This is a genomic window from Kordiimonas lacus, assembly GCF_001550055.1.
Classification (GTDB): domain Bacteria; phylum Pseudomonadota; class Alphaproteobacteria; order Sphingomonadales; family Kordiimonadaceae; genus Kordiimonas; species Kordiimonas lacus.
Window position 1 is genome coordinate 777,061 of the sequence record NZ_LRUA01000010.1, and the last position, 12,592, is coordinate 789,652.

The window sequence follows — 12,592 nt, forward strand, 5'->3', positions numbered from 1 at the left end:
CTGGATTTGACGGGCGAACCAGAGGTGATTGGCTGGGGTCGCTATGCCTCCTGCTTTCCGGTATCAACCCTTGCTGAGGCCACAGTTGGCGCGGTCGGTGTGGCACTTGCTGACCTGATGAATGCTAGCGGCATTGAGGGCAGGCGCCCGTGTGGAATGCCATTGCTGGCGATTACCGAACATCGGATGGTTGGATCAAGCTGCACACAAACCTGCCGCATCACCGGACGGCAGCCTGCGGCGTTCTTGGCGTCGCCGAAACCCGCGTCGACGTTGACCGCGCCGCTAGAGCGTGGCGAAAGGATGAGCTCGAGGCTGCCATCGTGGCGGCGGGCGGTGTCGGAGCAGCAATGCGTACGGCGGATGAATGGAACGCGCATCCGCAGGGGCAGGTGATTGCAGATGAATCTCTCATTCATTGGGGGCAGGCTCGGGCGCCACAGGCGAAAAGCCGGGCTGGGACAGCCGCACGGCCGCTGGCGGGGCTGAAGGTGCTCGATCTCACGCGGGTGCTTGCGGGGCCGGTAGCTACCCGCACGCTCGCTGGATTCGGTGCCGAGGTGCTGCGGATTGATCCGCCCAGATGGCAGGAAGACAATGTCGAGCCCGAAGTGACGCTGGGCAAACGCTGCGCTCGGCTTAACCTAAAAGATGCGGATGACAGGGCTAGCTTCGAACAGCTCTTGCGCGGCGCTGACATCCTTGTTCACGGCTACCGCCCTGGGGCGCTTGAGGGCCTTGGATTGGGCGCAGACTGGCGGCGCGCGGTTGCGCCGCATCTGATTGAGGTATCACTGTGCGCTTATGGCTGGACCGGCCCGTGGGCCGGGCGGCGGGGCTTCGACAGTCTGGTGCAGATGAGCTCGGGCATATCGGACGCCTGCATGACCTGGGCTGGAAGCGAGAAGCCGTTACACTTGCCGGTACAGGCGCTTGACCACGCGACCGGTTATCTGATGGCGGCGGCGGCGATCCGGTCGCTGGCGAACGTGGCCAGAGGTGAGGCCGTCCGCGATGCCCGCCTGTCACTGGCCCGCACGGCGAAGCTGCTGGTGGACAGTCCGGCAGTGGAGGCGGACATGCCGATTGCGGGCGTCGAGGCGGATGACTATGCCGCGAATGTGGAGGCCACCGTCTGGGGCTCAGCCTACCGGCTCGGGTCCCCCCTCAAGGTGGGCGACGCAACACTCGGATGGAACACGCCTGTCTGCTGCTTTGGCTCCAGCCCTGCGGCATGGATGGAATGATTACTCTTGGGCGAAGCGGTAGGCGGAGATACCGCGGGAGCGTTCGTCGAGCACCAGCGCTTTGGTCAGCGGTGGGTTGGCGCGCTGCGGGCAGGCGGGGCGTTCGCACAGGCGGCAGTTGGGGCCGACAGGGGTGGTGTCCAGATTTTCAAGGTCGCGGCCCTTGGCGTAGATCAGTTCTCGGGCATAGGCGATGTCGCAGCCGAGCCCGATCGCCAATTGCTGGTCCACCTGGCCGTAAACGGCACCCACGCGCCGGACGGTACGGGCGACCGAGAAATAGGTGGTCTCATCGGGCATCTGGATGATCTGGGTGGCGATGCGGCCGGGGTAGGCGAAGGTGTCATGCACGTTCCACAAGGGGCAGGTGCCGCCGAAGCGCGAGAAGTGGAAGCGCCCGGCTGAGAAACGCTTGGAGACATTCCCGGCTTTGTCCACCCGAATGAAGAAAAAGGGCACGCCGCGTTCACCCGGGCGCTGCAGGGTCGTCAGCCGGTGGCAGACCTGCTCGAAACTGGTGTTATAGCGCCGACCCAGATGCTCAATGTCATATTTCAGTATCTTGGCGTCGCCGAGGAAGCGCGTGTAGGGCATCAGAAGGGCGCCGGCGAAATAGTTGGCGAGCGAAATGCGCACCAGCCGCCGGGCTTCTTCCGTTTGCCAGGTGTGGGTGTCGCTGATCCGCTGGATCATCGGCTTGAACTCCAGCATCGCCAGCTGGAACGCCAGCTGGAAAACACGCGCGCTCTGGTCCAGCATTTCTGAAATCAGCAACTGGCGGCGGTGGAAATCGAAATGCCTCAGGGTTTCGGGCATCACCTCGTGCGGCATGATGCGCACCCGAATGCCGTGCTCTTCATCGAGCCGGCCAGAGAGCACCATGAAGGCGTCGTCGCGCTGCAGGCCCAGTTCCTCGTGTGTGGCCTCAGCCGCCTCATCCAGTTCGGGAAAGTAGTTTTTATGGTCGTGGATAAAGTCCCTGACTTCATCGACGGGGAAGATTGATTCAGGCGTCGCGCCCTCGCGTTCGACCACCTGGCTTGAAAGCTCTGTGGCGTTCTGCCGGGCCTGTTGGAACGACTTGTAAATCAGTGTAAAGGCTTCCACGGCCTTCGGGGCGGCATCAGCCATGTCCTGCATTTCGCCGCGCGACAGGCCAATGCCCTTGAACATGGGGTCGGCGAGGATCTCACTGAGGTCCGCGAAAGCCCTAGCCTCGTCCGTGCCCGCGAACGCTGTCAGTTCAACGTCGTACACTTCAGCAAGCCGCAGCAAAAACTGCGCGGAAACAGGGCGTTGGTTGCGTTCCACCAGGTTGAGATAGCTTGTCGAGAAGCCCAGTTCGGCGGCCATCTGGCCCTGGCTCAGGCCGCGTTCGCGGCGCAAACGTCGGATGCGCGGACCCGCGAAAATCTTCTTGGTGGCGTTCTCAACCATGGTCAATCCTGAATTTTACAAAGTTTACATATATACATTTTGACATTTACAAAATCATACATTGGAACACTTTTTGTATCAATTGTTGTTTGAATGAGTGAAATAATATGAAATATGAATGCTGCTGAGCGCAAGAAAGTTGCTCGAAAGGGTAGCCGACAGCCGGATGAGAGGAAATCAAATGTCAGCAGCACTGGAACGCACAACTGAGCCCACGCTCGATATCATCGCGCCTGTGAAGGACCTGTATGCCCGTGTCCTCACCGGCGACGCGCTGGCGTTCGTTGCTGACCTTGAAATCCGTTTCGGCGGCCGCCGCAAGGACCTGATGGAAGCACGCGCAGAGCGCCAGAAAAGGTTTGATGCCGGCGAGCTGCCTGACTTTCTTCCTGAGACAAAAGACATTCGCGAGAGCGACTGGAAAATCCTGGGCACGCCCGAGGACCTGAAGGACCGCCGTGTCGAGATCACCGGCCCGGTTGATCGCAAGATGATGATCAACGCCTTTAACTCCGGCGCCAACGTGTTCATGACCGATTTCGAAGATGCGTCCTCTCCCACCTGGGAGAATATGATCGACGGCCAGATCAACCTGATGGATTACGCCCGCGGCAGGCTTGAATTTACGGACCCGAAATCCGGCAAAGAATACCGTATGAATGAGCAGACTGCGACCCTGAAGGTGCGCCCGCGTGGGCTGCACATGACAGAGGTGCATGCTGAACTGAATGGCCAGCCCATCTCAGCCAGCCTGTTCGATTTCGGCCTGTATATTTTCCACAATGCTTCGGCGCTGCTTGCCCGCGGCACCGGCCCCTATTTCTATCTGCCCAAGATGGAAAGCCACTTCGAGGCCAAGCTGTGGGACGATGTGTTTACCTATACAGAAGAAGTCCTGGGGCTGGAGCACGGCACGATCAAGACAACGGTTCTGATCGAAACGCTTCCCGCCGCCTTCGAGATGGACGAAATCCTCCACGCCTTGAAGGATCATATTGTCGGCCTAAATTGTGGCCGCTGGGACTATATTTTCAGCTACATCAAGAGAATCGGCAAGCATGCTGACTATCTCTTGCCAGACCGGTCGCAGGTGACGATGGGTGAGGCCTTCCTGAAAGCCTACTCGCTTTTACTTATCAAAACCTGCCACCGGCGAGGGGCTCACGCCATGGGCGGCATGGCCGCGCAAATCCCCGTCAAGGGCGATGAAGCCGCAAACGCCGCCGCGTTCGAGAAAGTCCGCGCCGACAAGGACCGCGAAGCCGCTTTTGGCCACGACGGCACCTGGGTGGCGCACCCGGCGCTGGTGCCGGTTGCAAGGGATGTATTCGACCGGCTGATGCCGCAGGCCAACCAGCTTCACCGCACGCGGCTTGATATCGAGATCGGCCAGAAAGAGCTTCTGGCACCGCACACCGGCACAATCACCGAACACGGGGTGCGCGAAAACATCCGGGTTGGTATCCAGTATCTGGGTGCGTGGCTGACGGGCCGTGGTGCCGTGCCGCTTTATAACCTGATGGAAGATGCCGCCACCGCCGAGATCAGCCGCACGCAGATCTGGCAGCAGCTGAAGCTTAGTGCAACGCTGGATGATGGCCGCACCGTTACCGAAGATTTGGTTCGCGATCTCTATGCAGACGAGATGGTGAAACTCAGAGAGTTCTTAGGCCCTACCAACTTTGAGGACGGTCGGCTGGCTGAGGCCGGTCGACTGTTCCTCGACCTTGTCTTCAAGGATGAGTTGGCCGAGTTCCTGACAACCCCGGCTTACGAGCTGATGACCCAACCAGGCACCGGGTCGCCCCAATTCAAGGCTGCTGAGTAAGCCTTACAGTTTGTCCCTCACATCTGCCTTATCCGCAGGTGTTTCTTGGCCGGTCCCAATCGGGGCCGGCCTCTTTTTCTTTGGAAGGAAGCGTGAGGCTTACCAGAATTCCTTGATGTGGATGATCTTGTCCGCGCGCGTCTCAATCAGCGTCATGCGGGTGCTGCCGTCGCTGCCGGGTACGACCCACTCAAGCACTACGCCGTTCTTGCCGACAATCATGCGGGTGATCTGCTGTTGGTAGCTGCCGTCGAAGTGACCGGCTTTCACATATTTCACCGAGTTATTGTAAAGATACTGGGTGTCATACACGTCACCCTGACCTGGGTGATTATAGACAAAATCGTCTGAATAGAGCGCGAACAGGTTATCCACGTCCGCGGGCGTGGACCCGGCGCTCAGCATCTTGTTCATGCGCTTGTTATATTCCAGCGCCAGCGTCTTGGCCTGCTCCGGACCAGCGCCGTCCTCCGCGTAAGCCGCGGGCGCGAGTAGACAGACCATCAAGAACAGTTTGGTGAAAAATGGCTTCATTAGATCCCCCTTTTTGAAGTCGCGACAGTTATCGCACCGCTATACTTCGGTGTCATGCGCTAAGCGGCTCCGATAAACCAAAAGCCTATCGGGCGCCGACTCGCTGAGTCGGCTCAGAGTCTGATCATAAGGCCGGAGTGTAAATACAATAAAACAGTCACATGGCTGCAACATGAGTGTCATGGTTGGCACGCATAAAGCGGCCATGAAAAAGACTGATGAAACACTTCTTTTTCCTCTCGTGTCCGAAGCTCTTGAAAAGCTTTCGGAGCCGAACCCCAAGCACTTTGAGCCCTCCGGCGGTTTCCCTTCCTCCCAACCCGATCCATCCGCCGGAGGTCCTCAACCCCGCTATCCGAAAAAACCGCATTACCGGGCGGTGTTCGTTTCCGACACGCATCTGGGCACCAAAGCTGCACGGGCCGACCTGCTGCTTGATTTCCTCAAGTCCATGACCTGCGACAAGCTGTTCCTGGTGGGCGATATTATTGACGGTTGGCAGCTCAAATCTCGCTGGTACTGGGACACGACCCACAATGACGTGATCCGCCGGGTCTTGAAGATGGCCAAGCACGGCACGCAAGTGATCTATATTCCCGGCAACCACGACGAAGGCCTCAGGGGGTTTGAGGGCTACAATATGGCGGGGGTCGAGATCGCGGAGGAAACAATTTACCAAGCCCAGAACGGCAAGCGCTACTGGGTCCTGCACGGCGACAAATTCGACGGTGTGGTGAAATATGCCAAATGGCTCGCGCATCTGGGCGACCATGCCTATGTGATGCTGCTCCGCCTCAACACCATGGTCAACTGGGCGCGCCACAAATTTGGGTATCCCTACTGGTCGCTGTCGTCCTACCTGAAGCACAAGGTCAAGAACGCGGTTGAATATATCGGCAAGTATGAAGAGGCCGTGGCGGCGGAGGCCGAGCGCATGGGCGTGGACGGCGTGATCTGTGGCCATATCCACCATGCCGAGCGGCGCTTCTTCGGCAAAACCGAATATATGAACGACGGTGACTGGGTTGAAAGCTGCACCGCGCTGGTGGAGCGCATGGACGGCGCCTTCGAGATTTTGCACTGGGCCGATGAAGTACGGGCCCGGGCGGATAAGGCAGGTGGACGCAGGACTAGGAAAGGCCGCGGCAAGCCCGACGCGCCCCTGCCTGTGGCGGCGGAATAGCGCGTGGCAAGGCCCAGTCGCAAAATCTGCATCGTCACCGACGCCTGGGCGCCCCAAGTGAACGGGGTTGTGCGTACGCTTGAGACACTCCGGTCAAAGCTGAAGGCGCAGGACTACCGGGTCTATATGGTGACACCCAAGTGGTTTCGAACCATGCCGTGCCCGACCTACCCTGAAATACCGCTGGCGCTGGATGCCTGCTGGAAGCTGCCCAAACTGATGGCGCGTATTGACGCTGATGCCGTGCATATCGCCACGGAGGGCCCAATCGGATGGACAGCCCGGCACTGGTGTATCAAGCATAAGGTGCCTTTCACCACTGCCTATCACACAGCCTTCCCGGAATATGTCGCGGCGCGCACGCCCCTGAACGCGGACCTGCTGTATCCCATTTTCCGGCGCTTTCACGCAGCCGGGAGCGGGGTTCTGGTGGCGACGCCCACGGTCAGGGAGCAGCTGAAGGCCAAAGGCTTCAAGAACATCGTCAATTGGACTCGCGGCGTGGACGCATCCCAATTCCACGACGGTGTCGGCAAGGCGGAATGGGACTTCGAAGGTCCGGTACAGCTTTATGTGGGCCGCGTGGCCGTGGAAAAGAACATCGAAGCCTTCCTCGAAACAAAAGCCGCTGGCACCAAAGTGGTGGTCGGGGACGGCCCGGCGATGGCGAAGCTCAAGGCGGCTTACCCAGCCGTCAAATTCCTGGGGCCCAAGTTCGGCCAAGACCTGGCGCAGGTTTATGCGTCCGCCGATGTGTTTGTGTTTCCCAGCAAGACCGACACCTTCGGGCTTGTGATGATCGAAGCACTGGCATGCGGCACGCCGGTGGCGGCTTACCCGGTTCAGGGGCCGCTGGATGTGCTGGGCGCCGACGGCACTGGCCCGTTTGAGGGCTGGCACCAGCCCGTCGCGGCTTTGTCAGAAGATCTGACAGCGGCAATTGAGGAAGCGCTTACGCGGGACCGCGCATCATGCGCGGCCTTTGCCCGTAAGTATGACTGGGACGAGGTGGCGGGCCAGTTTGTGGCGGCCCTGCAGTGGCGAAATGAACTGGTGGAGGCGTCAGAAATGCAGGCCGCGCCTACACCCCATAAAAATCACGGTACCAGGTGACGAAATTCCGAACGCCCACTTCAACCGGTGTGTCCGGCTTGTAGCCGGTCGCTGCGACAAGGGTTTCAACCGAGGCACTGGTTTCAGGTACGTCGCCTGGCTGCATCGGCAGGAAATTCTTCTTGGCTTCAATGCCCAGAGCTTCTTCGAGAAGCTCGATGAAACGCATCAGTTCCACTGGCTGGCCGCCGCCGATATTATGAATGCGCCAGGGCGCGTTCGAGGACCGGGGCGATGGGTTGGCGCTATCCCAATCCGGGTCGGGCTTCGCCGGGGTGTCGAGCGTGCTCACAACACCGCGCACGATATCATCGATATAGGTGAAGTCGCGCCTGTGATTGCCGCCGTTGAACACGTCAATCGGTTCGCCGGCCAGAATGGCTTTGGTAAACAGAAACAGCGCCATGTCAGGCCGCCCCCAGGGGCCATAGACGGTGAAAAACCTGAGACCCGTCGTGGGAATGCCGAACAAATGGCTGTAGCTGTGGGCCATCAGTTCGTTGGCGCGCTTGGTGGCGCCATAAAGCGCCACTTGGTGGTCTGCCGGATTCTCGACGGAAAAGGGCATGTTGGTGTTGGCGCCGTAGACCGAACTGGTGGAGGCATAAACCAGATGCTTCACGTTCGTGTGGCGGCAGCCTTCCAGAACCGTCAGGAAGCCAGTGATGTTGCTGTCGATATAGTCAAACGGCGCGTCAAGCGAATGCCGCACGCCGGCTTGCGCCGCCAGGTTGATTACGCCATCAAACTTCTCATCCGCGAACAATTTGGCCATGCCCTCGCGGTCCTCGAGGTTCATCTTCACAAAAGTGAACCTGTCACCACCGGCTTCTACAACGCGCGCCAGCCGGGCTTCCTTGAGGCTGACATCATAATAATCATTGAGGTTATCAAGCCCGACGACCTCATCTCCGCGTGCCAGAAGATGGAGGCACACATGGCTGCCGATAAAGCCGGCGGCGCCGGTGACAAGAAGTTTCATGGCTGCGTCATTCCTTCAGGCTACAATCGGGCCGGCAACAGTCAGGCCTCACGGTTAGCGCCCTATTGTGTAGGAGATTTGACAGTCCTTACAAGCCTTTACTTGGCCTTCACATAATGCCGCCTGGCGGGGCGCAGCTTCAGCGCTGTCTCACGCGCCTTGTCATTCTCTTTCTCGGCTTCCCGCAGCATCTGCCCGACACCTGTGGAATATTGGATTGGCCAGTGCGGGTCTGTGACACCGTAATGAGCCGCAGCCATGCGGGTGAAGGCCGGGTCGTTCAGATGCGGACGCGCCAGCGCCACAAGGTCTGCGCGGCCCGCAGCCAGGATCATATTGATCTGCTCTGGCTTGGTGATGGCGCCCACGGTCATGGTGGGTGTGCCCACTTCATGCCGGATGAATTCGGAGAAGGGCACCTGATACATGCGGCCATAGACCGGCTTCTGGTGCGGCACAGTCTGGCCCGATGACACATCGATCAGGTCAGCACCGGCGTTCTTGAAAGCCTCAGAGATAACGCGCAGATCGTCCCAGTTCATGCCGCCCTCGGCCCAGTCCCACGCAGACAGGCGCACAGACATGGGACGATCCGCGGGCCATACGGCCCGCATGGCTTCAAACACCTCAACCGGATAGCGCGCACGGTTCGCGGCAGACCCGCCATAGGCGTCGTCCCGCGTGTTTGTCAGCGGCGACAGGAAGCTGGCGATCAGATAGCCGTGGGCGCCGTGGAGTTCAATCATGTCAAAGCCCGCGCGCCCGGCGCGTTCGGTGGCGTCGACGAACTCGGCTTTCACCCGGTCCATGCCGTCCCGGTCCAGTGCCTCGGGCACTGCGTTCACACCTTCCTTGAACGGGATCGCAGAGGCGCTGACGAGCGGCCAATTGCCCTCATCCTTTGGCAGGTCAGAGCCATGCTTCGGGTGCTTGCTCGAGCCCTTCCGGCCCGCGTGCCCCAGTTGCATACAGACTTTGGCGCCTGAATTTTCGTGAATGAAATCAACGATATCCTTCCAGGCGCGTTCCTGTGCGTCATTCCACAGGCCGGGGCAGTGGTCGGTGATTCGGGCGTCGGGCGCGGGGCAGGTCATTTCCGTGAACACAAGGCCGGCGCCGCCAAGGCCGCGTGCGCCCAGATGCACCCTGTGCCAGTCAGTGGGCATGCCGTCCACCGCAGAATATTGCGCCATCGGCGCCACCACCACCCGGTTACTGAGCGTCATGCCGCGCAGGCTGTAGGGTGTGAACATGGGTGTCGGGCGCTTGCCATTCGCCGGGCGGGCGTCAGTGGGGAGCGATGCGTAATATTCATCCTCCACGCGCCTCAGGAACTCAGGGTCCCTGAGGTCCACATTGTCCCAGGTAATGCTTTTTGACCGGCTCATCAGCGAGAAGGCAAATTCATAGCGGCGCAACTTCCAGTGGCGCGGCATATTCTCGAACCACCTGAGGCTCACATCCGCCGCGTGCTGGATGATCTCCACCGGCGTGCGGCGCTTGTCCTCGTAAGCCGCCATCACCGCAGGCACATCGCCTGCGTTCTCCAGCACCGCTTCACTGAGCCCGATGGCGCATTCCATCGCCAGCTTGGTGCCGGAGCCGATGGACCAATGCGCGCTGGCCTTGGCGTCGCCGAGGATCGCGATCTTGCCCACGTTCCACCTGCCGCAGCGCACGCGCGGGAACTGCCGCCAGATGGAACGGTTGATGATCAGGCCGTGGCCCGCGAGTTCGTCCGCAAACACGCCTTCGAGGAAACGCGCACTCTCTTCTTCGCTCATGCCCGCGAAGCCGCAGTTCTGGAACGTCTCGGGCGTGCATTCGATCACCCAGGTGGAGCGGCCTTCTTCATACTGGTATGTGTGGGCGCAGAAATGGCCCTCTGGTATTTCCTTGAAGAAAAAGGTGAAGGCGTCGAGTGGTTTGGTGGAGCCCATCCATGTGAAATGGTTGCGGCGGTTCTCTACGCTTCGTTCGAACCCATCCGCATATTTTTCGCGGATGCGGCTGCCAATGCCGTCGGCGGCGATGATCATGTCGCTGCCACTGAACTGGGCCTCCAGATTATCGATATCGACAGCCGTCTCGAAATTCAGTTTCACGCCCACCTGGCTGCAGCGTTTTTGCAGGATCTCCAGCAGCGTGAAGCGCGAACAACCGGCAAAGCCGTTGCCGCCGATGATGGTGCGTTCGCCGTCTTTTTCCACCACGATGTCCTGCCAGTAGGCGAACTGGTCACGAATCAGGTCATAGCTTTCGGGGTCTGCGGCAAAAAATTCGTCCAGCGTCTCGTCGGAGAACACCACGCCAAAGCCGAAGGTGTCGTTGGCCTTGTTCTGTTCAAAAATCTCAATGTCGAAATCCGGGCGGGCCTTCTTGGTCAGAAGCGCGAAATACAGGCCCCCCGGCCCACCGCCGATTACCGTGATTTTCATGGTTTATCCCTCATTTGGCGGCAGCACTGCCGTGGTCTCAATCTCGATCTTGGCCTTTTCTTCCATCAGGCCGGAAACCTCTACGCACGCCATGACGGGATAGTTCTTGCCCATGCATTCACGCCACACCGCGCCCATGCCGCGCAGGTTCGCCAGATATTCCTCCCGGCTGGTGACATACCAGGTCATGCGCACAATATGCTCCGGCCCCGCGCCGGCTTCCTTAAGCACGGCCAGCGTGTTCAAAAGCGTCTGCCGGTATTGGCCCAGGAAATCCTCGGCCTCCCACACCATGTCTGGCGTCCAGCCCACTTGCCCCGCCACAAACACCATGCGGCCCTCGGCCGCCACGCCGTTCGAATAGCCGCTGGGGCGCGGCCAGCCTTCAGGCAGCAAAATTCTCATGATGGGTCTCCTGTTGGTGCCAACCATTTCTCCATGGCGGCGCGCATGTCATCAGGCCAGGGCAGGCTTTTGCCGGTTTCCATATCCATATGGGCGATCACGAATGTCATGCGGAAGCGGTCCTCGCCCGCACATGTCGCATGGATGCGCAGATGCACACTGCTGCGGCCAATCTTGGTGACCGCCAGCGCGAACGACAGTTCGTCGTGCATGTGGCCGGCGCCGATGAAATCAGCCTCGATATGCACGGTGGGCACGGCGCGCTTTTCGTCAATATGCAGATGCTTGAAATCGAACCCCAGCCCGTCGCCGAACCAGTCTTCAATAAAATCATTCATCATGCCGAAATAGCGTGGATAGAAGGCAATGCCCGCCGCGTCCGTGTGCGCGAAGCGTATTTTCCTGGTGCGGACAAAGGTTGCCATGATTGTTCCCTGAGCTGGTCAATGATTTAATTTATTTTAGCACTAAATTAAATTTCCAGCAAGTCCGACCTTGAACCCGGCGACTCGCGGTATTTGAGGTGTGGTCCAATGGGCACGGGGCGCTTCAGGTGGGCGTCGGCAGCCGCGGCGCCACAACATAGCGTTACAATTACGCAACAGATTGCACCAATTAAGGGTTTTTTAACGCTAGTGGTTTGACCACCCGAACAAATTATGTAAAATTGGCGCTAATTATATTTATCGATTCAGTTTTTACTGAATGATGTTGCCTTTGAAGGAGCAAAATTATGCGTCTGGCAATTGCTATCGCAGCTTTCGGTCTGGTGCTTGGGGCGCCGGTCGTTGTACCAACCAGTTTTATGAATCAGGCGGAAGCTCAGTCGACTGCTACGCTGCCTGCGGCAGAGCAGGCAAGCGTTGACGCAGCCATTGATGCAGTGTTGGCAAACACCGCGCTGACCGCAGATCAAATTACGCAGCAGATCGCAACCATTGTGCAGAATTCGTCCAATCCTGCCGCCGCAGCCAAGCGCGTCGCCGCCAAAGTGAGCAGTACGCCTGGGTTGTCAACAGCGACCATACAGGCAACTGGTGCCGGTTTGATGCAGGTTGTTACCAACCTTCAAAGCACGGACCCATCTGCGGCGTCCAATATTCAGGTGACTGTAGCCTTGAGCTCGTCAGCAGACTTCCAGATGGGCTATGTCAACGGGCCAACGACAGTGACGCAACTTGGCGGCAATAATCAACAGACTGGTGGCCAGCAGGCTGGCGGGCAGCAGACTGGCTCCACGCAGACCCCTGTCGTGCGCCGCACCACAACGCGTCGGACAATTGTTCCGCCACGGCCTCGCATCCCGACGACTCCGATCGTGCCGGTCATTGTTGAGCCGAACCCATCGCAGGCGGGCAGCCCAACCTAAGACGGGTTTAACAAACAGAATTCCAGAAGGCCGGGCATGTCCCGGCCTTTTTCGTT

Annotated in this window: 11 protein-coding genes; 5 read left to right on the forward strand and 6 right to left on the reverse strand. The window is 59.3% G+C overall.

Annotated elements, in window-relative coordinates; all coding sequences use genetic code 11:
- Positions 1-149 precede the first annotated feature (149 nt).
- Entirely contained in the window at positions 150-1,247 is a 1,098-nt protein-coding gene (locus tag KORLAC_RS18540; RefSeq protein ID WP_068309302.1) for a CoA transferase, read from the forward strand.
- On the opposite strand, the gene KORLAC_RS18545 is transcribed toward KORLAC_RS18540, so the two are convergent.
- Positions 1,248-2,684, reverse strand: a complete 1,437-nt coding sequence (locus KORLAC_RS18545) for a helix-turn-helix domain-containing protein (RefSeq protein WP_068309303.1) — start codon at positions 2,682-2,684, stop codon at positions 1,248-1,250. It abuts the gene before it with no gap.
- A 181-nt stretch (positions 2,685-2,865) separates the two neighbouring features.
- On the opposite strand from KORLAC_RS18545, the gene aceB reads away from it, so the two are divergent.
- Entirely contained in the window at positions 2,866-4,512 is a 1,647-nt protein-coding gene (gene aceB, locus KORLAC_RS18550) for a malate synthase A (RefSeq protein ID WP_068309308.1), read from the forward strand.
- A gap of 99 nt (positions 4,513-4,611) precedes the next feature.
- Here aceB and KORLAC_RS18555 read toward each other — a convergent pair whose 3' ends face one another.
- Entirely contained in the window at positions 4,612-5,046 is a 435-nt protein-coding gene (locus KORLAC_RS18555; protein ID WP_068309310.1) for a hypothetical protein, read from the reverse strand.
- A gap of 205 nt (positions 5,047-5,251) precedes the next feature.
- On the opposite strand from KORLAC_RS18555, the gene KORLAC_RS18560 reads away from it, so the two are divergent.
- Together KORLAC_RS18560 and KORLAC_RS18565 are read left to right on the forward strand one after the other, a co-directional pair.
- A complete protein-coding gene (locus KORLAC_RS18560; RefSeq protein ID WP_068309433.1) occupies positions 5,252-6,229 on the forward strand; it encodes a UDP-2,3-diacylglucosamine diphosphatase in 978 nt (325 codons plus the stop codon).
- A gap of 3 nt (positions 6,230-6,232) precedes the next feature.
- Positions 6,233-7,342 (forward strand): glycosyltransferase family 4 protein, encoded by a 1,110-nt coding sequence (locus tag KORLAC_RS18565; protein WP_068309312.1) that lies wholly within the window; start codon positions 6,233-6,235, stop codon positions 7,340-7,342.
- Here the strand turns inward: KORLAC_RS18565 and KORLAC_RS18570 are convergent.
- The 4 genes from KORLAC_RS18570 to KORLAC_RS18585 form a co-directional block, all read right to left on the reverse strand.
- A complete protein-coding gene (locus tag KORLAC_RS18570) occupies positions 7,311-8,324 on the reverse strand; it encodes an NAD-dependent epimerase (protein ID WP_068309314.1) in 1,014 nt (337 codons plus the stop codon). The genes KORLAC_RS18565 and KORLAC_RS18570 overlap by 32 nt on opposite strands.
- 98 nt (positions 8,325-8,422) lie before the next feature.
- Positions 8,423-10,762, reverse strand: coding sequence for an oxidoreductase (locus KORLAC_RS18575; protein ID WP_068309316.1), 2,340 nt, complete (start codon positions 10,760-10,762; stop codon positions 8,423-8,425).
- 3 nt (positions 10,763-10,765) lie between these two features.
- The gene (locus tag KORLAC_RS18580; protein ID WP_068309318.1) at positions 10,766-11,167 is read right to left on the reverse strand and encodes a RidA family protein; all 402 of its coding nucleotides are present in this window, start codon (positions 11,165-11,167) and stop codon (positions 10,766-10,768) included.
- Entirely contained in the window at positions 11,164-11,592 is a 429-nt protein-coding gene (locus KORLAC_RS18585; protein WP_068309319.1) for an acyl-CoA thioesterase, read from the reverse strand. The genes KORLAC_RS18580 and KORLAC_RS18585 overlap by 4 nt, the downstream gene beginning before the upstream one ends.
- Positions 11,593-11,900: 308 nt before the next feature.
- On the opposite strand from KORLAC_RS18585, the gene KORLAC_RS18590 reads away from it, so the two are divergent.
- Positions 11,901-12,536 (forward strand): hypothetical protein, encoded by a 636-nt coding sequence (locus tag KORLAC_RS18590; protein ID WP_068301467.1) that lies wholly within the window; start codon positions 11,901-11,903, stop codon positions 12,534-12,536.
- The last annotated feature ends 56 nt before the right edge of the window (positions 12,537-12,592 follow it).

Bases quoted from the DNA above. Each gene is read 5' to 3' on its own strand.
- KORLAC_RS18585 (WP_068309319.1), bottom strand. From the start codon at position 11,592: ATGGCAACCTTTGTCCGCACCAGGAAAATACGCTTCGCGCACACGGAC.
- KORLAC_RS18575 (WP_068309316.1), bottom strand. From the start codon at position 10,762: ATGAAAATCACGGTAATCGGCGGTGGGCCGGGGGGCCTGTATTTCGCG.
- KORLAC_RS18570 (WP_068309314.1), bottom strand. From the start codon at position 8,324: ATGAAACTTCTTGTCACCGGCGCCGCCGGCTTTATCGGCAGCCATGTG.
- KORLAC_RS18545 (WP_068309303.1), bottom strand. From the start codon at position 2,684: ATGGTTGAGAACGCCACCAAGAAGATTTTCGCGGGTCCGCGCATCCGA.
- KORLAC_RS18555 (WP_068309310.1), bottom strand. From the start codon at position 5,046: ATGAAGCCATTTTTCACCAAACTGTTCTTGATGGTCTGTCTACTCGCG.
- aceB (WP_068309308.1), top strand. From the start codon at position 2,866: ATGTCAGCAGCACTGGAACGCACAACTGAGCCCACGCTCGATATCATC.
- KORLAC_RS18560 (WP_068309433.1), top strand. From the start codon at position 5,252: ATGAAAAAGACTGATGAAACACTTCTTTTTCCTCTCGTGTCCGAAGCT.
- KORLAC_RS18580 (WP_068309318.1), bottom strand. From the start codon at position 11,167: ATGAGAATTTTGCTGCCTGAAGGCTGGCCGCGCCCCAGCGGCTATTCG.
- KORLAC_RS18590 (WP_068301467.1), top strand. From the start codon at position 11,901: ATGCGTCTGGCAATTGCTATCGCAGCTTTCGGTCTGGTGCTTGGGGCG.